A 22,822-nucleotide genomic window follows, 5' to 3' on the forward strand; every position below is an offset into this window, starting at 1 on the left:
ATATTAATATTTGACGTTTAAGCTACCACCAGCATCTAATTGTCGCCTGCTTCCGAATAAACTTAAGGTTACTTCGTGTTCACTTTCGTTGCTTAGCGTTACCTTTTCAGCATCAACATTTACAGTTATAACTGCTTTTCTAAATCCAATTTTAAAAGCGTACGACTTCCAATTTTTCGGTAAAACCGGATTCAAGTGCAACTGATTTTCTTTTACCCTCATTCCGCCAAAGCCTTCCACAACACTTAACCAAGTTCCAGCCATCGAAGTAATGTGCAAACCATCTTCGGTATCATTGTTGTAATCGTCTAAATCTAGTCGAGAAGTACGTAAATAGAATTCGTAAGCCCTATCTAAGTCTCCTAACTTAGCTGCAATAATGGCATGTACGCAAGGCGATAGAGAACTTTCATGAACAGTTCGAGGCTCATAAAAATCATAATTTCTTCGAATAGTTTCTAAATCATAATCCTCTTCAAAAAAGTAAATTCCTTGCAAAACGTCAGCTTGCTTAATAAAACAAGAACGTAGAATCCTATCCCAACTCCATTTTTGATTTAGCGGCCTGTCTATAGCAGGCAAATCTTTTACCAATACTTGCTCTTTATCTAAATAGCCATCCTGCTGCAAGAATATCCCAAGCTTTTCGTCGCTTGCATAATACATATTGTCTATAATATGTTGCCAATTTTTCGTTTCTGTTGCTACATCAAACTTAGTTTTGTTAAGGATTTCATCTAAACGATTCGCATCGATTTCTTTAACCTCTTCAATTGCCTGGATGGTATATTTTAAACACCAAGTTGCCATTATACTTGTATACCAATTGTTATTGATATTATTTTCATACTCATTTGGCCCGGTTACGCCCAACATTACATATTGCTCCTTATCGTTGCTCCAGTTAACGCGTTGTGCCCAAAAACGAGCAATCCCTATTAAAACCTCCAAACCGTATTCGGCCAAATATTTATTTTCTCCCGTATAACGAATGAAATTAAAGATAGCGAAAGCAATAGCGCCATTTCTATGGATTTCTTCGAAAGTAATTTCCCATTCATTATGGCACTCCTCTCCATTCATCGTTACCATTGGATACAATGCCGCTCCATCTTTAAAACCTAGCTTTTCGGCATTTTCTATTGCTTTTTCTAAATGCTTATAGCGATAAATTAATAGGTTTTCGGCTACCTGTTGCGGTGCGGTTGCCAAATAAAAAGGTAAACAATATGCTTCTGTATCCCAATAAGTAGAACCTCCATACTTCTCTCCGGTAAAACCTTTCGGACCAATATTTAAACGAGCATCTTCGCCGGTATAGGTTTGGTGTAACTGAAAAATGTTAAACCTGATGGCTTGTTGAGCTGCTACATCTCCTTCAATCACCACGTCGCCATTTTGCCATTTTGCTGCCCAAGCTGTTGCCTGTTCGGCAAGCATTTTTTCGAATCCCTTAGCTACAACATTTTTTAAAACTTGTATTGCATCATTTTCTATATCTTCTTTTTTATGGTTTTCTGAAGATAGATTAACCGCATATTTATAAATACTGGTTGCTTGGTTAGCCTTTACATTTACAGAGAACTGTTGCGAAACAAATTTCTCCGCCTCTTGGTATTGTGGAGCTAATTCTAAATCTTTACCTTCTTGATGAATTGCTGTAAACATGGCCGATGAAACCCAAAAAGCTGTTTTTTTGGTTTCCATTGTTAGTATGGCAAAGTTTTCTACTTCCGTTTTACTAATTTCCGACCAAAATTTTTCATCGTAATTAGAATCCTGGTTTTTAACATCGCCATCTAAGGCAGATTCAATTTTCAGTTCGCCATCAAAATTATGTGGTGTAACGGTATATTTTATAGCGCCTGCTTCGTCGTCAACCAAACTGCAAAAACGAATGGCTTCAACACCCAAAACATTTCCATTACTTTGCTCTACTACAAATTTCCTGGTAAGTGTGCCCAACTTCATATCAAGTACACGAGTAAATTCCAACACTTTGCAAGTGTTTAAATCTAACTGCTCGCCATTAACCGTAATGTTGATGCTAATCCAATTTGTGGCATTTAAAACTTTCGCAAAATATTCTGGATAACCGTTTTTCCACCAACCCACTCTCGTTTTATCTGGATAGTAAACGCCTGCAACGTAGTTTCCCTGCAAGGTTTCACCTGTATAAGATTCTTCGAAATTTGCACGTTGCCCCATTCGGCCATTGCCCAAACTAAAAATACTCTCCGAAATTTTATTTAAGTGCGGGTCAAATCCTTCTTCAATAATCTGCCACTCGTTATGTTTAATATAATTCTTCATTACTAGTTATAAACGCTCTAATTTATCGATAGTCATTTCGTGCAAACCTGCCACCACTAAATCGGCCCCTTTTAATATCTTTTCATTCCCAATTCCAACAACCTTCATTCCTCCGGCTAACGCTGCCTGAACGCCAGCAACTGCATCTTCGAAAACTACACATGCTGATGGATCAATTCCTAATTCTTCTGCTCCAACTAAAAAAACAGAAGGATCTGGTTTTGATTTAGTTACTTTATTTCCATCTACTAAAACGTCAAAATGATCAAACAATCCGATTTGTTTTAAGATAGTTTCCGAGTTTTTACTAGCTGAGCCTAAAGCTGTTTTGTATCCCTTTTCTCTAACTAATTCTAAAAACTCTTGTGCTCCAGGCAAAATTTCACTTGGTGTCATTTTGGTAATCATCTCTACATACCAAGTGTTTTTTAAGGTAGCAAGAGCAATAATCTCATCTTCATCCTTTTGTAAATTGCCCCAGTTTAAAATGATTTTAAGCGACTCTATTCGGCTAATGCCCTTAAGTTCCTCGTTCTGCTCTTCTGTAAAATCAAATCCAAGCTGATTGGCAAGTCTTCGCCATGCTTCATAGTGGTAAACTGCAGTATCTACAATTACCCCGTCAAGATCAAAAATACACGCTTTTATTATAGACATATTATTGTAATTCAAATATATAAGTAGTTTTTGCCGGCATAATAATTTTTTCCAAATCCATTTTTTCGCCGGTAATTATATTCATCATTTTTTTATAGTTGCCAGTGCGCTCGCTAAAACGAGCTGTTGTTACGATTTGCTCTTTCTCTTCGCTGTTCATTACAATCATAACAGTTTTGTTTGCATTGTACCTAAAATATACATAAATACCATTTTCTGGCACAAATTGCATTAGTTTACCATTTTGCAAAACGGTATTGCTCTTGCGGTAATTTGCTAAAGTCTTAACAAAGTTGAAAGCTTCGTTTTCCTTTTCAGTCCTGCCTTTTTGGTAAAATTTATTTGCAGTATCAGTAGGCCATCCTCCTGGAAAATCCTCCCTAACTTTCCCATCGGGATTTGCAAAATTTTTCATCAATATTTCGGTACCGTAATACATTTGAGGAATTCCTCTTAAGCTTAATAACAAAATAATACCCGATTTGTATTTATTAAAATCCTCTCCTACCACAGAATAAAATCTGCTGATATCATGGTTATCTAAAAACACAACATTTTTAGTGGGGTCTTTGTACTGGTAATCGCTGGCCAAGGCAGTGTACAATCTATTAACACCATCAGTCCAGCCGAATTTGCCATTTAATGCTTCGTTAATTGCAAAATATGTCTGAAAGTCAGTTACGCCAGGCAAGCCCGTATCAAATTTTTGATTTACGGTATTCCCTTCTGTAAAAAACACTTGGTTTGGAATTCCGTTTACCCAAGTTTCGCCAAAAAAACTAAACTGCGGATATTCCAGTTTGATTCGCTTTGCCCATTCTGCCATAAAAACCTTGTCGTTGTAGGCATAGGTATCGAGCCTAAAACCATCTAAACCAGCATATTCTATCCACCAAATATGGCTTTGCGTGATGTATTTTTTTACTAAAGGATTTTGCTGATCAAGATCTGGCATATGACGATCGAACCATCCATCGGTCATTAGCTTTTTATCTGCAGATGCTGCATAAGGATCAAACAAGGTTTGGTCTTTGTAAGTTGTTCCGGTATATTTTGGCCATTGATGAAACCAATCTTTTCCAGGCTGGTCTTGGTACAAAAAATGCTGATCGCCAATGTGGTTATGCACCAAATCTTTAATCATTTTCATCCCACGTTTGTGGCATTCGTCTACCAGTTTTTTATAAAGTTCATTTGTGCCAAACCTCCTATCAACATGATAATTTTCTGTATTTGCATAACCATGGTAAGATGCTCTAGGTTCATCGTTTTCTAAAACCGGATTAAGCCAAAGCGTAGTTACACCCAAATCTTGCAGATAAGATAAATTGTTTATAATTCCCTGTAAATCGCCCCCATGCCTGTAAAAAATAGAATCTCTGCTGAACCGTTTGTCTTTCATCCCAGCGATTTTATCATTGCTTAAGTCGCCATTTGCAAAACGATCTGGCATAATTAAATAGATAAAGTCTTTATCGGTTACGCCTTCGGTTTTGTGCTTTCTACTTTTAAGCTCATAAGTGTAGCTAATTGCTTTCTCTCCTTTCTGGGAAAAATTTATCGGGAACGTTCCCGATTTTGCTGTTGAAGAAATTTGCAGGTTTACAAAAAGATAATTAGGATTTTCTACTTTTTGAACACCCATTAGCTTTACGCCTGCATAATTTAACGAAACGGTTTTATCCGCAATGCGATTTCCTCTTACCAATAATTGCAAGGACTGATCTTTAAAACCGACCCACCAGTTTAAGGGCTCTATCCTTTCTAAAGCCGGCATTTGTGCCTTTGCCTGTAGGGCGACTGCAAACACCACTAAGAAAATAAATTTCTTCATCATTTTATATTTGGTTAAAATATAAACGAAAGTGTAAATTTTTAACTTAAAAGCCAAAGAATTAGTAAAATATAATGCAAAAAAAATGCTCCCCGAAAACCGAGGAGCATTTTAAGAAAATGTAATTTCTATTATGGGTTAAACGCCAACGAAACATAATACATTGCACCAACCTCTGGGTTACCATAAGAAGTGTAATAGTATTTGTTTAAGATGTTTGAACCACCAACTTTGATAACAGAGTTAACAGAAGGTACTTTTAAATTTACTTGGGCGTCTACCGTTCCAAATGCTGGTACTTCGCCACCTGCAAATGATGAGAACCAAGTAAATTTATCTTGCCAACGGTAATTAACATTAAAACCGAAGTTTTTAATGATTTCGCGATTACTTAAACCTAAATTGTAACGAATTTCCGGCGTATTAAAATCGTTCTCGTAAGCTGTTGGCAAATCTTGTAATTTGTTATAAGAAACGTTACCAGATACAGTGTATTTGCCCAAAAGATAATCTAAACCAAATGCACCACCATAAGTTTTAACTTTACCGGCAGCGTTAACAGGCACACCAAATTTAACAAAATTAGGCGCAGCCAATGTTCCTTGGTTTTGTCTAACAGTTACTGCAGTAATAAAATCTTTGTATTCGTTCATAAAACCATAAACGTCTACTAATAATCTAGAACCCAATAAACCTTTATAACCTAATTCGTAAGCAGTTACGCTTTCTGGGCGTACACCTCTTGGATCAAAATCATAAACTACTGGTGCTCCAGTTCCAGCAACTAAACTGCGGTAGCTAGCTTCGGTAATTGGTTTGTTAGTTAACAAATTGTATTTGTTTAAAAATTCTGGGATACCACCAATTAAACGTTGGCTACCACCGCCAACTGCTAAATCTATATATTGATTTTGGGTAGTCGGGTTACGGAAACCTGTTTGGAACGAAGCTCTGATGTTCGAGTTTTTGGCAACTGTCCATACACCCGTTACACGTGGGGTAAAACGACCTTCAAAATTCTGGCTTTTATCATAACGACCAGCAACTGATAATTTGAAAACCTCTCCGAATTTTTTAGCTACTTGACCAAAAGCAGCGTATTCGTCTATGTTGATTTCTCTGTTAAGATCGTCGAAAATAGTACCTCCAGAGTTTAAATCATATCTACGGGCCGAAGCTCCTACTTGAAACTCTACAACATTATCAAAAAGTCTCGAGAAATTGTACATCCCTTCATAATGATAAAGGTTAGACTTGTCGTCGAATTTAGCACCATAAACACCTGTAGCTAAATTTGTCTGACTGATGTAAGTATTTTTGATTTGATTTGCGAAAGTTTCAAATCTGGCTGAACCTGGTAAAGCTCTACCAGCATCAGCAGCTTGACGAGCAGCCGCATGCGCTTGCGCATCGGTAACAGTTGGGCTTGATGCTCTAGCACCTATATAAGTACCAACATATTGAGGCATCCAAGCGGTTGAAGATTTATCTTTCTCGCTAACATAAGCTCCTAAAATCGACGAAATGTACGAATCGCCAGAACGCTCTTGAGTTGTATAAGCTCTAACATAAAAATCTTCACCTTTTAACTCCAATTTATATAATCCGATATTAAAGTTACGAAGAGAATAACGATCTGAACCAGTGTAAACCGAAGTACCAGTTCCCCAATTTGCTTGTGCCGCTAATTGGATAGTTGGAGATAAGTTGTAATATAAACCACCAGACATTTTTAAAGACTTCGTTCCGTAATCAACAAGATCTATCTCGTTATAGCCCGTTCTTGTTACATCCTGACTAGGTAATAGCCCTGGAGTGTTTAAGCCTAAATAAAAAGGACGTGTTTGAGCATTACTTGCTAAAAAGGCATTAATTTGAGCCTGGCTTGGCACCATTCCTCCAGTTGCCTGGCCATATTGTTGCCTGTATTGTTGTGTGCCGGCTGCAATAACCGAACCAGCCACCGAGCGCATGTTATAAGCTGTCTCATCACCGTAAACGTTTACCCCATCATAAGCTGGATCAGATTGGCGATTTCCAGATTTTGGGCTATTTGTACTTCTGTCGAAATTTGAATAATTGGTACCAAACCAATCTTTAGCTTGCAAATACGAAAACGCAAATTTAGCTCCGAATTTATTATTCCAAGATTTTGCCATACGCAAATCAAACTGTCTAAACTCTTGTACAGATGTATTATCGTCGTTTACATGGTTTACGCCAACTTTAAGTTGTGCACTAACACCTTGGTATTTAAAAGGATCTTTCGATGTCATTAGTAACGTACCACTAATACCTCCAGCTCCGTACAAAGCCGAAGAAGCACCTGGTAATAACTCAACATTGTCAACATCAAGCTCTGTAATACCTACAATGTTACCTACCGAGAAATTTAAACCCGGTGCTTGGTTGTCCATTCCATCAATTAATTGATTAAAACGGGTGTTACCATTTGCGTTAAAACCCCTAGTATTATAAGATCTAAAAGTTAAACTCTGGGTACTCATCTCAACCCCTTTAATGTTTTGAATAGCATCATAAAATGATGGTGCAGCAACTTCTCTAATTTGTGCAGCCCCTAAACGTTCAATAGTAACCGGCGACTCTAATATACGCTCTGGCGTTCTTGATGCAGACACAACTACCTCCTGACCTAAGATAGCACCGCTCTCTAGCTCAAAAGTTAAATTAGCTGTACTACCAGCAAGCTCTCTTTCTACAGAAGTATAACCAATGTAAGACACCAAAACGGTAAATGGCGGTTTTTCTGTAGTACTAAAAGAGAATTGACCTTTATTATCTGTTGATGAACCTATCGTTTTTCCTTTGATGGTAACGCTTACTCCAGGAATCGGCTCTTTGGTTAGTTTGTCGGTAACTGTACCGCTAACCACTATACTTTGTGCTTGGGCTAAACCAGAAGTTGTTGCCAACAAGAAAAGTACAAAAATGATTTTCGTAAAAATTTTGTTCATACGTAAGTAGTTTATATTTGTTTCTTAACATAAACTTAAGACTATTTTCTAAACTAACAAATACTATTCTGCTAAATTTTATTTCACAAAATTTAATTTGACATATTTTCAATTCGATTTTATAGTAAATTGCCGAACTTAGTTTCTACTTTTGGTAATATACTAACCAAATCACTTCATAATATTATACCAAATGAACAAAATAAAAGCACTCATTTGTATCGTTGTACCTGTTGCCTTGGCCTTTATACTTAACACAAAATTTGGCGATGTTCCTCCTTTACTTAAATTTCTGAACCCATTTATGGGGTTTTGGCAAAATGCCGAGAACTTTACCGTTGCCAAAAACAAAAAAATAGTTTTAAAAAATACACACGATAAGATTGATATTTTATTCGATGACCGTATGATTCCGCATATTTTTGCTAAAAACGATCACGATGTTTATTATGCCCAAGGTTATGTTACAGCAAAACATCGCCTTTGGCAAATGGATTTTCAAACGCGTTTTGCTGCCGGAAGATTATCGGAAGTTGTCGGCATCAAAGCAATAGAAGTTGATAGATACCAGCGCAGAATGGGCATGGTGTACGGCGCAGAAAATTCCCTGAAAGGGATGATGGCCGACCCTAAATCTAAAGAAATGATTTTGGCTTATACTGCTGGAATTAACGATTATATCGCTTCCATCCCGAAAGGAAAATTACCAATTGAATATAAAATTTTAGACTTTAAGCCCGAAAATTGGACACCACTTAAATGCGCTCTCCTATTAAAACAAATGTCGGCAGTATTGGCAATGGGCTCAGACGAGTTTTACATGACTAACATTCTAAAAAAATACGGTCCGGAAATTACGAAGGATTTGTTTCCAGATTATCCTTTTAAAGAAAGTCCAATTATCCCGGTAGGTACAAAATGGGATTTTACACCTTTACCAATACCAAAGGCGCCAGCCGGCTACACAGAAATGATGACCGGAAATATTAAAACGGCACAAAAAGTAGAAGGCATTGGCAGTAATAATTGGGCCGTAAACGGCTCAAAAACAGAATCGGGATATCCGATTTTAACTAACGATCCGCACCTTAACTTAACTTTACCTTCTATTTGGTACCAAATTCAGTTGCATGCGCCTGGCTTAAATTCTTACGGTGTTTCTTTACCGGGCGCACCAGGCATTATTATAGGTTTTAATAAGGATATTGCTTGGGGTGTTACCAATGTTGCCGCAGATGTTTTAGATTTTTACCAGATAAAGTTTAAAGACGAAACACATAAAAATTATTGGCATAACAATACATGGAAAAACACTACGCAGCGTATAGAAAAAATTAAAATTAAAGGCTCTCCAGATGAGCTGGATACGGTTTATTATACACATCAAGGTCCGGTGGTTTATTTTCACAAACCTAAATACAGCGTTGCTGATAATGTGCCCTTGGGTAATGCTTTACGCTGGATTGCGCATGATGAATCGAACGAATTGAAGACATTTTATTTATTAAACCGAGGTAAAAATTACGATGATTACCGTAAAGCTCTAACCTATTACACTGCTCCGGCGCAAAATTTTATTTTCGCTAGCGCAGCTAACGATATTGCTATTACACCTAACGGAAAATTCCCATTGAAATGGAAAAACCAAGGTAAATTTATTTTAGATGGGACAGATCCGGCAAACGACTGGCAAGGTTTTATACCCGCCTCTCAAAACCCAACCGTTAAAAACCCTCCTCGTAATTTCGTAAGTTCCGCAAATCAATCGTCTACAGATCAAACCTATCCATACTATATTAATTGGGAGTTCTCTCCATACGAACGCGGGCAACGCATTAACGATAAGTTAGCCGCCATGAATAAAATTAATGTAGACAGCATGCGGCATATGTTGATGGATTCTTATAGTTTAACTGCAGAAAATTTGCTGCCTCGTATTATGCCTCTGATAAATCCGGCACAATTAAATGCTACGCAGAAAGAGGCTTTTAACATTATCACAAAGTGGAATAAATATTTCGAGGCTAAGGAAATTGGTGCAAGCGTGTTCGATTTATGGTCTAAAAAACTGATGATTGACATCTGGGATGACGACTTTACGATTTCAAGCGTTCCAATGCGTTACCCTTCTAGAGATAGAACAATTGAACTAATAGAGAAAAATCCAACTTCTAAATGGTTCGATAATGTTAATACGCCACAAGTAGAAACCTTAGCCGATTTGGTTAATGCTTCTTTTAAATATACTTGCGATAGCTTGGAAAGAAAATACGGACCAATTGGCGACGATTGGCGTTGGGGCAAAGTAAAAGGTTCTAATGTTCCGCATCTAGCTAAAATACCTGGCTTTGGCTCAAAGAAACTGGATATTGGCGGTTCTAAAAGTACAATAAACGCATTGAGCGAAAGCAACGGACCTTCGTGGCGTATGGTTATAGAGCTCGGCAAAAAAGTTAAAGGCCATGGTGTTTATCCAGGTGGTCAATCTGGAAATCCGGGCAGTAAATTTTATGATAATATGGTGGATACCTGGGCTAAAGGCGACCTTTACGATCTGTATTTTATGCAAAGTCCCGACGATAAATCAGCTAAAATAATTTCTCACTACAAAATTTCTAAAAAATAAAATGGTATTTCTAGTAATCATAATCGCTTGTTTGTTGTTGCAAATGGTTTTTCCTTGGTGGGTAATTGTAATTGTAGCTTTTGCAACTTGTGGCATCATTGGCAAAACCGGCAAAATATCTTTCTGGCAACCCTTTATTGCTATCTTTTTATTGTGGATAGGCATGGCACTTTTTAAAAGCATTCCTAATCATCATTTATTAGCAACTAGAGTTGCCGAAATGTTAAGCGTTAAATTTTGGCCAATTGTTTTATTCGTAACCGGTTTAGTAGGTGCTTTGGTTGCCGGCATTTGTGGCTATTGTGGTTACCAATTTCGCAAGGCGATAATTAGCCTTAAAACAAAACCGCAGAAAGTATAATTCTTTGTATTTTTGCTCCGTGAATTTTTCGGAGCAAATTTTTAATATAAAAAGCGAAGCTGATTTTAACGAATCGGCTTTGACTGTTTTTAGGCATCAAGCAAGTAGTTGCGAAGTTTACCGCTCTTATATTCAACACTTAAAAATAGACGTAGATTCGCTAAACCACTATACCGAAATTCCATTTTTGCCTATTAGCTTTTTTAAAAGCCATCAGGTATTAAGTATAAACAAACCCGCCGAAATAGTTTTTAGCAGCTCAGGTACAACTGGGCAAACTACCAGCAAACATTTTGTAAGCGAATTAAAAGTTTACGAAGAAAGCTACAACAAGGCTTTTGAGCTTTTTTATGGCAAGGCCGACGAAATTTGCATACTTGCACTGCTTCCATCTTATTTGGAACGAGAAGGCTCTTCGTTAATTTATATGGTTGATGACTTGCTAAAGCAAAGCAAACACCCAAAAAGCGGTTACTTTTTACATAACCTGGCCGAACTTCATCAAACGTTATTAGCGCAAAAAGAAAAAGGGCAAAAAACAATTTTAATTGGCGTTACTTATGCGCTGTTAGATTTTGTAGAACAATTTCAAATCGAATTTCCAAATTTAATTGTAATGGAAACCGGCGGCATGAAAGGGAAGCGAAAAGAAATGGTTCGAGAAGAATTACACCAAATTCTCTGTGCAGGTTTTGGCGTCGCCGATATCCATAGCGAATATGGAATGACGGAATTGCTCTCGCAAGGTTATTCCTATGGCAAAGGCATTTTCAATTGCCCACCTTGGATGAAAATTCTATTAAGGGATACTTCAGATCCTTTAAGTCTTTTAAAAACTAAACAAAGCGGCGGGATTAATGTAATTGATTTGGCAAACTTTAACTCTTGCTCTTTTATTGCTACGCAAGACTTAGGCAAGTTGCACAATAACGGAAGTTTTGAAATTTTAGGCCGATTCGATAACGCTGATATTAGAGGTTGTAATTTGTTGGTGCAGTAATTAAGGCTTAAATCGGGCATCAAACCTAAAAATCCTATTACTTATTTGCTTCACGTTTTCAGCATCTGGATGATCTGGCAAATCAGCATTATCTAAAGCTAAAATATTACTACTTTTAATTTAAAAAGTTGCCTATATAACAAAAATCCCGCTTACGCGAGATTTAAATTTATCATTAGCAATTACTTAGCTATTATTAAAAAATAGTTTTTCTTTCCTTTTTGAACAATAATAAATTGATCGTTTATTAGTGCGCTGGCATCATAAATAGCGTTTGCTTCTGCAACTTTAGCCTTGTTAATGCTTAAACCACCGCCTTGTACTGTTTTCTTAACTTCTCCTTTTGACGGGAAAATTGTTGTTTTTTCTGCCAGTAAAGTCGCCACGTCAACTCCTGCTTCAAGTTCTCTTTTTTCAATCTCAAATTGCGGCACTCCTTCAAAAATCTCTAATACGCTTTTTGCATCAAGGGTTTTTAAAAACTCCAAACCTCCATTACCAAACAAAAACTCAGATGTTTTAATAGCCGTTTCTAAGGCTTCTTTAGAATGCGTTCTTATCGTAATATCTTCGGCTAAAGCTTTTTGCAAAATTCTTTGGTGTGGTGCCAAATCATGTTCAGCAATAATTGCCTCTATCTCCTGTTGCGTTTTCAAGGTAAAAATTTTAATCCAAGCTTTAACATCATCATCAGATGAGTTTAGCCAAAACTGGTAAAATTTATATGGCGATGTTCTTTCTGGATCTAACCAAACCGCCCCACTTTCGGTTTTACCAAACTTAGTACCGTCTGTTTTTTTAATTAATTGCGTAGTTAAGGCAAACGCTGTACCCGCATCTTTTCTTCTAATTAGCTCTGTACCCGTAACAATGTTTCCCCATTGATCAGAACCGCCCATTTGCAGAACACAATTATGATTTTTCCATAAGTAATAAAAATCATAACCCTGTATCAACTGATAAGTAAATTCTGTAAACGATAAGCCAATTCCGCTACCATCTAACCGCTTTTTTACGCTATCCTTGGCCATCATGTAGTTTACGGTAATATGCTTACCTACATCACGTATAAAATCTAAAAAGTTTAGGTTCGCAAACCAATCGCCATTGTTAACCATAACAGCACCATTTCCCTCATCATCGAACCTCAAAAATTTAGCAAGCTGTGCTTTCATTCCAGCTAAATTATGCTCCACCATTTCTGGCGTTTGTAAATTACGCTCATCAGATTTACCAGACGGATCGCCAACCATACCCGTTGCACCGCCAACTAAAGCAAATGGTTTGTGACCAGCATTTTGGAAATGAATTAAAGTCATTACCTGCGTAAGGTGACCAATATGTAAAGAATCAGCCGTCGGATCGAAACCTATATAACCAGCTTTCATGCCTTCTTTAAGTTTTTCCTCAGTATTAGGCATTATATCGTGCAACATTCCTCGCCAACGCAGTTCTTCTACAAAATTTGTCATTACTTTATATTCTATTTTAGCTGGCAAAGATAATAATTAGCCCATTAACAAATTAGCTTATTAGCCAATCATTTGTTATTTTGCGCCTAACCTATACCTATATGAATTTTCTATCGCACTATTATTTTGAACGGCACAACCCAAACCCCCATATTGTTATCGGAACGGTTTTGCCAGATTTTGCGAAAAATGCGAACAAGGATTGGAACCTTTATCCACAAAAAAGCGAAGAAAAATTCATTGAACACGAAGCGCAGAACGGAATTTTAATAGGCTGGAAACGACATTTAAAAGTCGATCAGCTTTTTCATTCTTCTAGCTTCTTTGCAGAAGAAACAGCAAAACTAAAACAATTTCTGCTTCCTATTTTGGCCGATAGCCCAGTTCGGCCATCATTTTTAGCGCATATTGGTGTAGAGTTACTGTTAGATCACTTGCTGGTAGAAAACCAAAGAATTAAAATAAACGATTTTTACGACCATTTGGAGAACGTTGACGATAATGCCTTAAACGATTTTTTACATAAAGCTGGTTGCCCAGATAACGAACAGTTTTTTAAGTTTTTTACTAGTTTTAAATCTAGCAGATATCTGTTAAGCTACCAGAAACTAGAAAATATCAGTTATGCTTTGCAACGCATTTGTATGCGCTTATGGGCACACCCGTTTACCGAGGATACCGTTTACCTACTAACCGAGCAACTTACAATTTACAAAGCCCAATTAGCTAGCAATTACCAAGATATTTATAAGGAGATAGAGCCCGAACTAAATAAATAGAAACGCCACTTTTTGCTTGCTACTAAATCTGTTCCCGCCATACACTTTATCTTTTGTCAAAATTTACGAAGCAATCTTCTAGTTAGACGGCATTTGCAGGTTTTTTTCCAAAAGTATGCCGTTGCTGTCGGGGTTAGCAACCAAAGCTTGCGCTAGTAAAACCTAAATAGTTGCAGAAGCCTACGTTCTCTAAACCTGATAGTAGCGAGCATCCCGATTTATCGGGATAAAGCGGATAGCAGGACAAACCTTAATCGTTGCCCAAATTTGCTTTTCAAATAGTTGTAAAAATAAAATCGCCTACAATATCTGTCATCTCGATACTGATAAAAATTTTATATTTGTTGCATGTCTATTTCTGCCGTAAAACAACAAATGGATGCCTTGGTTGAAGAGTTAAACCAGCATACCTACAATTATTATGTTTTGGCTATGCCAACTATTGCCGATTATGAATTTGATCAGAAATTGGAGGCGTTAGCAAAGCTAGAACAAGAACATCCAGAGTTTGCAGACCCCAACTCGCCTACGCAAAAAGTAGGTGGCGATATTACCAAAAACTTTGTAACGGTTAAACATAAATGGCCAATGCTTTCGCTTGGCAATACTTACAACGAGCAGGACTTAAGAGATTTTGACGAGCGCACAAAAAAGGCTTTAGGCGAAAACTTCGAATACGTTTGCGAACTAAAATTCGACGGTTTATCGATGAGTTTAACTTACGAAAATGGTATTTTAGTTAGGGCCGTTACCAGAGGTGACGGTACGCAAGGCGATGATGTAACGGCGAATATTAAAACGATACAAACCATTCCGCATCGGGTTAAAGCTAATGATGTACCGGATCTTTTTGAAATACGTGGCGAGGTTTTTATGCACAGAGCGGCATTTGAACGCTTAAACAGCGCTCGCGAGGAATTGGGTGAAGTAACTTATGCCAATCCCAGAAACTTCGCATCAGGAACGGTAAAAATGCAAGACTCCAAAGAGGTAAGAAAACGTCCTTTAGATTGCTTTTTATACGCCTTGCATAGCGATAAACAACTTTTTAAAACCCATTGGGAAAGTTTGCAGGCTGTTAAAAAATGGGGATTTAATGTTTGCGAGCATACAAAATTGGCTAAAAACATGGATGAGGTTTTGGATTTCATTACCTATTGGGAAGAACAGCGTTTTAAATTAGGCTACGATATAGATGGAATTGTAATTAAAGTAAACAGTTATGCCCAACAAGAAGAATTAGGTTTTACGGCAAAATCTCCCCGATGGGCTATCTCTTACAAATACAAAGCTGCCGAAGTACAAACCGTTTTAGAAAAAGTTACTTACCAAGTTGGCCGAACTGGTGCAGTTACTCCAGTTGCAAACTTAAAGCCTGTTTTACTTGCCGGAACAACGGTAAAACGTGCTACCTTGCATAATGCAGATGAAATTATTAGACTTGACTTGCATGAAAACGACACGGTTTATGTAGAAAAAGGCGGAGAGATTATTCCGAAAATTATAAAGGTTAACCTTGATGAACGTAAACCAAATGCACTACCAATAGCATATGTGAGCAATTGCCCTGAATGTGGCACTGCCCTAATTAGAAAAGAAGGAGAAGTTGCTTTCTACTGCCCCAACGACGAAGGTTGTCCACCACAGATTGTGGGCAAAATACAGCATTTTATTGGTCGTAAGGCGATGAATATTGATGGCTTGGGCGATGAAACAATCGAGGCATTTTACCAACGTGGCTTAGTTGCGCACATTAGCGATTTATATACCTTACATGAGAAAGCCGATGATTTGAAAAACATTGAACGCTTTGGGCAAAAATCAATAGATAACATGCTAAAAGGTATTGAGGTTTCTAAACAAACGCCCTTCGAAAAATTGCTTTTTGGTTTAGGAATTAGATATGTTGGAGAAACGGTTGCTAAGAAACTAGCTAAAGGACTAAAAAACATAGATAAACTTGCTTCTGCCTCTGTTGAGGAATTGATTGCTGTTGATGAAATTGGCGGTAGAATAGCCGAAAGTATCCAAGATTACTTCTCAAAACCAGAACACTTGCGACAAATTGAGCTACTTAAGCAAGCCGGTTTACAATTTGAAGTTGTAGAAACAGAAATGTTGCTGCAAAGCGATAAATTAAAAGAAAAAACATTCGTAATTTCGGGCGTTTTCGAAAAGCATAGTAGAGAGGAGCTAAAAACTATTATCGAAGAAAATGGTGGCAAAATATTAAGTAGCATTTCGGCAAAACTTAATTATTTGGTTGCTGGCGATAACATGGGACCTTCTAAATTAGAAAAAGCGAACAAATTAAATGTACCGCTAATTTCTGAGGATGAATTGATGGCCCTGGTAGCAGACTAAAAGGAATTAAAAAGTTTTAAAATTAATAAAGCTTTTAAAGATATTAAATACCCCTATATTATTAATTAAATGAACAAATTTCACGGAACTGGTGTAGCATTAGTAACACCATTTAACACAGACGGAACAGTAGATTATCAGGGATTAAAAAAACTGATTAATCACTTGGTTGATGGAGGTATAGATTACCTTGTATCATTAGGTACAACAGGCGAAACAGCCACATTGGCCAAGGAGGAGAAAAAGAAGGTGTGGGATTTTACAGCAGAAATTAATAATGGCAGGTTGCCCTTGGTTGCTGGCATTGGCGGAAACGACACTTCGGTTATCGGCGAAACTATAAAATCTTTTGAGCGCAATCAATACAGTGCAATATTATCTGTTAGCCCTTATTACAGTAAGCCAACGCAAGAGGGAATTTATCAGCACTACAAATATTTGAGCGAGTTAAGCGAGTTACCTATTATGCTTTACAACGTACCTGGAAGAACTGGAAGTAATATGAGTCCGGAAACAACTTGCAGGCTAGCGCATGATTTTAAAAACATTATAGCTACTAAAGAAGCATCTGGAAGTTTTGATCAGTTTAACCAAATTATGAGAGATAAACCAGAAGATTTTCTTCTAATTTCTGGTGATGATCCAATTGCTTTGCCGATGATCTCAATCGGTGCTGTAGGCGTTATTTCTGTACTTGGCAATGCTTTACCTAAGCAATTGTCAGACATGGTTACGCTGTGCCTGAAAGGTGATTTTACTTCGGCCTTGCCTGCGCATTTAAGCTTATTAGAAATTACAAGATTATTGTTTGCTGAAGGAAATCCTGCTGGTGTAAAAGCTGCCTTAAAACAGTTGGGTATTTGCGATGATGTAGTTCGCTTACCCTTGATAAAAGCTAGCGAAGGTCTTAATACACTTATTGCAACCCAATTGAAACAATTGGCATAAATGAAATAATTTAATTTTACTAAAGCCTCAATTGGAAATCCAGTTGAGGCTTTTTTATTGTGTTTCGTTTACTAAATAGGATTAATTGCCAGTTGGCATTAAATCAAAAGTGTTACAGTTTTATTCTCGTTAGGCACTATTACAAGGCATCGTAATTAACTATATTTAGCTACACACAAAAACACACACAAATGAAAAAGCTATTTTTAATTCTTATTGTGCTAGGCACAATGAGCTGCAATGTAACGCAGTATTACGAACCAAAATTTACACTCGGAATGAGTGAAGAACAGTTTAAAAAAATCAACAAATCTGCTGTACGAGCCTACGGCGATGAAACAGGAGTATTAATCTACAGAACTTATAACGCCATTACAGAAACGTTTAAGTTTTTTAGATTTAGCAATCAAAAACTTGTACAATTTGGAGAGGGCTCTTATCCAGATGACTATAAACTTTTACCAATACAGTAAAACAGAAAAAGCGCCTTGGTAATGGGGCGCTTTTCCTTTTAAACAAACTTATAATTAAGCCTTGTTTTTAGTTTCCTGAACTTCTAAGCGAATGCTTTGAGCTAAGTTTTTTAAATCTTGCATACCTTTACGTACACGCGTACCAGCTGCGCTGTTAGCTTTGTTGTAGAATTTGTCTGCATCAGCTTCTAAAGCTGCAACAAGTGCTTTAACTTCTTCAAATTTTTTCATTTTCTAATTACTCCTTTTAGTTTTTTTTAAGGTTTTTATTAATACTCTAATACTAATGTAATACGATTATTTTAATAAAAAAACTTTTAAAGGGATAAATAAATCTGCAATCTTTTGTTTTTTTCCACATTTTATATGGTTATAAACAAGGTAGTTAGCCGAAAAATAGCATAACATATTGAAAAACAAGAAATTAACAACATCTCATCAAAAAAAATGCCCTCTAAACTATTTAGAGGGCATTTTTTATTTTATTAAGCTTTCTACAAACTGATGTTCTAGATAATAGCCATTTTTTAACTTTTCTGACACCTCGCTAAATGCATCCAATGTTCTTTGTACATCATCCATAGAGTGTACAGCCGTAGGAATTAATCTTAATTCAATCATTCCCTTTGGTATAACTGGATAAACTACGATCGAGCAGAAGATACCATAGTTTTCGCGAAGATCCATAGTTAAAGCAGTAGCTTCAGACAATTCGCCTTTTAAGAAAACTGGCGTTACAACCGTGTCAGTAACACCTAAATCGAAACCACGTTCACGTAATCCTTTTTGCAAAGTTGTTGCTACGTTCCACAATTTCTCTCTCAGCTCTGGATTGTTTTTTAGCAACTCCAAACGCTTTAACAAACCGATAACCATTGGCATTGGCAAAGCTTTGGCAAAAGTTTGCGAACGCATATTATATCTAAAATAATCTGTTAATTCTTTTGTAGAGGCAACAAATGCACCAATACCAGCCATAGACTTAGCAAACGTTGCGAAATAAACATCAACACCTTCAATAGCATCCTGTGCTTCGTGAGCTCCTGCTCCAGTTGCCCCCATTGTACCGAAACCATGCGCATCATCAATTAACAAACGGAAGTTAAAGTCTTTTTTAAGCTCGATGATTTCTTTTAATTTACCTTGCGCACCAGACATACCAAAAACACCTTCGGTAATTACTAAAATACCGCCACCAGTAGTTTCAACCAATTTACTTGCTCTTTCTAACTGTTTACGGCAATCATCAATGTTATTATGTTTGTAAACAAATCTTTTACCCATGTGTAAACGTAACCCGTCTACAATACAAGCATGAGATTCGCCATCGTAAACTACAACGTCATTTCTATCTACCAATGCATCGATAATAGAAACCATTCCTTGGTAACCAAAGTTTAAAAGGAAAGAATCTTCTTTACCTACAAAACTTGCTAATTCCTGCTCTAATTGTTCGTGGTATTTAGAATTACCAGACATCATACGTGCACCCATTGGGTAAGCCATACCAAAATCTGCTGCTCCTTGCTCATCTGCCTTTCTAACTTCTGGATGATTAGCTAAGCCTAAATAATTATTTAAACTCCAAACCAACACCTCTTTGCCTCTAAAGTTCATATGAGGCGCAATCTCTCCCTCTAATTTAGGAAAAGAGAAATAACCATGAGACCATTTTTGGTGTTGACCAATTGGCCCCATGCGTTTCGCTACTTTATCGAAAATATCCAATTTTATATATTTTTAATGTAATGTAATTTTTCTATTTTTTCTGCAAATTTAACGTTAAAATACCGTTAAAACAACGGGCAAGCTAACGGTTTTATAAAACAAAAAAAGCCTTAACAACTAGGTTGTCAAGGCTCTCGTCTATTTAAGGGTTTGTTGTATTAATCAACATTATCGTGCAAAAAAGAGTTGTTTGGTCTAATTTCTGTAGATCCATCTTCATCATTACTCAATGTAAATCTCGACACTTGAGACTCTGATGAATGTTGAACTTGTTGCAATTGCATTTGTTTGCGTTTGTAAGCAGGCTCATTTTCTAATTCTTGCAAGCCGTTTGAAGTACGAAGTTTCATACTCAAATCTTTCAATCTTAAAATTCTTTCTTTAGATTTTTTAAGTTGATCTTCAATAGAGTCGTCATTTTTATCATCGTCTAAACCTTTTACTGGTGCCTCTTCTACTTGCGCAGTTGGTGTAAACACAATTTCTTCTTCCTCAAACTGAGCAGTTGGGGTTTCAAAAACAAAATCAGTTTCTGATAATTTAACCTCAAATTCAAAACCGGTTTCTTGCGCTTCGGCTACTGGAGCTTCTTCTTCAATTAAATGATGAATAACCGTACCCTTCTCTGGCTCTTCTACTTTGTTTGATTTTGCGTTAAAAAGATCGCCGAACAAATCAGATTGTTTAGGTTCTTCTTGCACTTTTAAAACAGGTTCAGTAGAAACTGGTTGAGGTTTAGCTTCAATAAATGAGTTTACTGGTTCAACAGGTTTAACCAAAGGTGCTTCTTCTGGTGTTAAAAGAGAAATCTTTTTAACATTCTGTCTGTCTTTTGCTCTTTGCTCGGTAGTTTGGAAACCGGTAGCAATAATAGTAACAGACAATTTATCTTCTAGGTTCTCATCTATACAGTTACCCCAAATTAAATCTGCAGAAAGACCTGCTTTATCCTGGATGTAATCTGTGATAATTGTTACCTCGTCCATGGTTACTTCACGTAAGCCAGAACTGATGTTTAATAGAATATATCTTGCACCTTCTATCTCGTTATCTTTAAGCAGTGGCGATGCTAAGGCACCTTCAACAGCAGCTAATGCCCTGTTCTCGCCATCGGCAGAAAAACTACCCATTATAGATACACCACTGTCTTTCATTACAGTACGCACATCTTTAAAATCCACGTTTATGTAACCAGGAACTGTAATAATCTCTGCGATACCTTTTGCGGCAGTAGTTAAAATATCATCTGCTTGTGCAAAAGCCGAACCTAATGTTAAATTGCCGAAAATCTCACGCAACCTATCGTTAGAAATTACAAGATAAGAATCTACGTATTTTTTCAGTTCGTCTAAACCGTCGTCAGCTTGCATTTTACGTCTTTTACCTTCAAAAGCAAAAGGCGTAGTAATAATTGCTACAGTTAGTATATCAAGTTCTTTAGCAGCTTGCGCAATAATTGGGCTTGCACCAGTACCAGTACCACCACCCATACCTGCCGTAATAAAAAGCATTTTGGTAGTGCTGCCTAGCATAGCTTTAACATCGTCTATATTTTCAATAGCCGAGTTTTTACCAACTTCCGGGATAGAACCTGCTCCCATTCCTTCGGTTAAGCTAGAGCCTAATTGTACCTTGTTAGGAATTGGGCTTAACTCCAATGCTTGGGCATCAGTATTACAAATAATAAAGTCTACACCAGTAATTCCTTGACGGTACATATGGTTTACCGCATTACCTCCACCGCCACCAACACCAATTACTTTGATAATTGACGACTTATCTTTTAACATTTCGAACTTCATATCGTTATGAATCAGTTGTTTAAAAATTGAAATTTTCTGTTCATCTCTTTTGTAATATTAACACTTTTTTAACAGGCGTTTTCCACAACTGTTAATAATGTGGAAAAATCCCTTTTTGTGGAAAACTATTACGGTTTTATATAATCCTCGTCACTAACGTTCATATCATCTCTGATAAAATCGGTAGTCTTTTTAAGAAGCTTATCGAACAGTCCTGCTCTCTTTACTTTTTCTTTTGCTACAGTTGGCTGCTCAACATACACACCCGGTTTTTTCATTTCCTCTAGCAATTCTTCCGCTTTTTGGATACCTTTTATTAGCAAACCAACACTTGTAGCATACATTGGGCTTTTTAAATCATCATAAATGTTTTTAGCCATGTCTTCGTATTTAGACAAATGTTCATTAGGGTAGCCAACGCGACAATCTAATCCAGTTACGTACTCTACCAATTGGTTTAGATGTTTTAATAACGCTCCACCACCAGTAATTACTACACCACCAATCAATTTTTTCTCGTATCCAGATGATTTGATCTCATAATAAACATGCTCAACAATCTCTTCCATGCGAGCCTGAATTACATAAGCCAAGTTTTTAACAGAGATTTCTTTAGGTTCTCTGCCACGCAAACCAGGTACGCAGATAATTTCATTCTCTTTGTTTTCTTCGGCTAGCGCTGATCCGAAACGAGTTTTAAGCAGTTCTGCCTGGTTTCTCATTACCGAACATCCTTCTCTAATGTCTTCTGTTACACTATTCCCACCAAAAGGAATTACAGCCGTGTGGCGAATGATGCCTTCGTGGAAAATAGCGATATCTGTAGTACCACCACCAATATCAACTAAACAAACACCTGCTTCTTTTTCTTCGTCGCTCAACACCGATTCTGAAGACGCAAGTGGTTCTAAAATTAATTCTTGTGTTTGCAAACCTGCATTGGTTACACAACGCATAATATTCTTAACCGCTGTTACCTGGCCAGAAATAATGTGGAAGTTTGCTTCTAAACGAACGCCTGCCATGCCAATAGGGTCTTTAATGCCTGGCTCGTTGTCTATGGTAAACTCTTGTGGTAAAACATGAATAATTTCTTCGCCCGGAGGCATAACCAGTTTAAACATATCGTCAATTAACTTTTCGATATCTTTTTTACTGATTTCGTTATTAAGCTCTCTACGCGTTAAAATACCACGGTGTTGCAAACTTTTGATATGCTGACCAGCGATACCAACATTTACCACCCTGATTTCTACGTTAGATTGTCCGCTTGCGATCTCAACTGCGGCGGCAATACCTTGTACAGTTTTTTGGATGTTAGAAACCACACCACGTGTAACACCCGCGGATTCTGCTTTTCCAATTCCTAAAACTTCAATTTTATCGTGCTGTGTACGACGGCCCACGATTACACAAATCTTGGTTGTACCAATGTCTAATCCTACTACGATTGGAGATTGTGTGGTAGATTTTTCTTTGCCCATAACTAT

General features: G+C 37.1%; 16 protein-coding genes. 7 read left to right on the plus strand and 9 right to left on the minus strand.

Going from position 1 to position 22,822, the window contains the following annotated elements; genetic code table 11:
- Nucleotides 1-3 precede the first annotated feature (3 nt).
- The 4 genes from DUT69_RS14550 to DUT69_RS14565 form a co-directional block, all read right to left on the minus strand.
- The gene (locus tag DUT69_RS14550) at nt 4-2,313 is read right to left on the minus strand and encodes a glycoside hydrolase family 65 protein (RefSeq protein ID WP_113653971.1); all 2,310 of its coding nucleotides are present in this window, start codon (nt 2,311-2,313) and stop codon (nt 4-6) included.
- 6 nt (nt 2,314-2,319) lie between these two features.
- On the minus strand, nt 2,320-2,970 hold the full coding sequence (gene pgmB, locus DUT69_RS14555; RefSeq protein WP_113653972.1) for a beta-phosphoglucomutase: 651 nt from the start codon (nt 2,968-2,970) through the stop codon (nt 2,320-2,322).
- 1 nt (nt 2,971) lies between these two features.
- The gene (locus tag DUT69_RS14560; RefSeq protein ID WP_205314278.1) at nt 2,972-4,807 is read right to left on the minus strand and encodes a glycoside hydrolase family 13 protein; all 1,836 of its coding nucleotides are present in this window, start codon (nt 4,805-4,807) and stop codon (nt 2,972-2,974) included.
- A 128-nt stretch (nt 4,808-4,935) separates the two neighbouring features.
- Nucleotides 4,936-7,779: a TonB-dependent receptor gene (locus DUT69_RS14565; protein WP_113653973.1), complete on the minus strand. Its 2,844-nt coding sequence runs from the start codon at nt 7,777-7,779 to the stop codon at nt 4,936-4,938.
- Nucleotides 7,780-7,972: 193 nt separating this feature from the next.
- Here DUT69_RS14565 and DUT69_RS14570 point away from each other — a divergent pair, with 193 nt between their 5' ends.
- The 3 genes from DUT69_RS14570 to DUT69_RS14580 are packed head-to-tail and all read left to right on the plus strand — an operon-like array spanning nt 7,973 to nt 11,766.
- Nucleotides 7,973-10,405 (plus strand): penicillin acylase family protein, encoded by a 2,433-nt coding sequence (locus tag DUT69_RS14570; protein ID WP_113653974.1) that lies wholly within the window; start codon nt 7,973-7,975, stop codon nt 10,403-10,405.
- Nucleotide 10,406: 1 nt separating this feature from the next.
- Nucleotides 10,407-10,766 (plus strand): hypothetical protein, encoded by a 360-nt coding sequence (locus tag DUT69_RS14575; RefSeq protein WP_113653975.1) that lies wholly within the window; start codon nt 10,407-10,409, stop codon nt 10,764-10,766.
- Between the two features lie 19 nt (nt 10,767-10,785).
- Nucleotides 10,786-11,766, plus strand: a complete 981-nt coding sequence (locus tag DUT69_RS14580; RefSeq protein WP_113653976.1) for a LuxE/PaaK family acyltransferase — start codon at nt 10,786-10,788, stop codon at nt 11,764-11,766.
- 182 nt (nt 11,767-11,948) lie between these two features.
- Here the strand turns inward: DUT69_RS14580 and tyrS are convergent, their stop codons facing one another.
- Nucleotides 11,949-13,238 carry a tyrosine--tRNA ligase gene (gene tyrS / locus DUT69_RS14585; protein ID WP_113653977.1) on the minus strand — a complete coding sequence of 430 codons (1,290 nt, stop codon included), beginning with the start codon at nt 13,236-13,238 and terminating at the stop codon, nt 11,949-11,951.
- 101 nt (nt 13,239-13,339) lie between these two features.
- Here tyrS and DUT69_RS14590 point away from each other — a divergent pair, with 101 nt between their 5' ends.
- From DUT69_RS14590 to DUT69_RS14605, 4 genes are all read left to right on the plus strand, one after another.
- Nucleotides 13,340-14,017 carry an ACP phosphodiesterase gene (locus tag DUT69_RS14590; protein WP_113653978.1) on the plus strand — a complete coding sequence of 226 codons (678 nt, stop codon included), beginning with the start codon at nt 13,340-13,342 and terminating at the stop codon, nt 14,015-14,017.
- A 348-nt stretch (nt 14,018-14,365) separates the two neighbouring features.
- The gene (ligA, locus tag DUT69_RS14595) at nt 14,366-16,381 is read left to right on the plus strand and encodes an NAD-dependent DNA ligase LigA (RefSeq protein ID WP_113653979.1); all 2,016 of its coding nucleotides are present in this window, start codon (nt 14,366-14,368) and stop codon (nt 16,379-16,381) included.
- A 69-nt stretch (nt 16,382-16,450) separates the two neighbouring features.
- Nucleotides 16,451-17,329 (plus strand): 4-hydroxy-tetrahydrodipicolinate synthase, encoded by an 879-nt coding sequence (dapA, locus tag DUT69_RS14600; RefSeq protein WP_113653980.1) that lies wholly within the window; start codon nt 16,451-16,453, stop codon nt 17,327-17,329.
- A gap of 191 nt (nt 17,330-17,520) precedes the next feature.
- The gene (locus DUT69_RS14605; protein WP_113653981.1) at nt 17,521-17,802 is read left to right on the plus strand and encodes a hypothetical protein; all 282 of its coding nucleotides are present in this window, start codon (nt 17,521-17,523) and stop codon (nt 17,800-17,802) included.
- A gap of 54 nt (nt 17,803-17,856) precedes the next feature.
- On the opposite strand, the gene DUT69_RS14610 is transcribed toward DUT69_RS14605, so the two are convergent.
- From DUT69_RS14610 to ftsA, 4 genes are all read right to left on the minus strand, one after another.
- The gene (locus DUT69_RS14610; protein WP_113653982.1) at nt 17,857-18,033 is read right to left on the minus strand and encodes a histone H1; all 177 of its coding nucleotides are present in this window, start codon (nt 18,031-18,033) and stop codon (nt 17,857-17,859) included.
- A gap of 246 nt (nt 18,034-18,279) precedes the next feature.
- A complete protein-coding gene (locus DUT69_RS14615) occupies nt 18,280-19,530 on the minus strand; it encodes an aminotransferase class I/II-fold pyridoxal phosphate-dependent enzyme (protein WP_113653983.1) in 1,251 nt (416 codons plus the stop codon).
- Between the two features lie 158 nt (nt 19,531-19,688).
- Nucleotides 19,689-21,332 carry a cell division protein FtsZ gene (gene ftsZ, locus DUT69_RS14620; protein ID WP_113653984.1) on the minus strand — a complete coding sequence of 548 codons (1,644 nt, stop codon included), beginning with the start codon at nt 21,330-21,332 and terminating at the stop codon, nt 19,689-19,691.
- A 128-nt stretch (nt 21,333-21,460) separates the two neighbouring features.
- Nucleotides 21,461-22,816 carry a cell division protein FtsA gene (ftsA, locus tag DUT69_RS14625; protein ID WP_113653985.1) on the minus strand — a complete coding sequence of 452 codons (1,356 nt, stop codon included), beginning with the start codon at nt 22,814-22,816 and terminating at the stop codon, nt 21,461-21,463.
- Nucleotides 22,817-22,822: the final 6 nt, after the last annotated feature.

It is taken from the genome of Pedobacter namyangjuensis (genome assembly GCF_003313325.1).
Taxonomy (GTDB): Bacteria; Bacteroidota; Bacteroidia; order Sphingobacteriales; family Sphingobacteriaceae; genus Pedobacter; species Pedobacter namyangjuensis.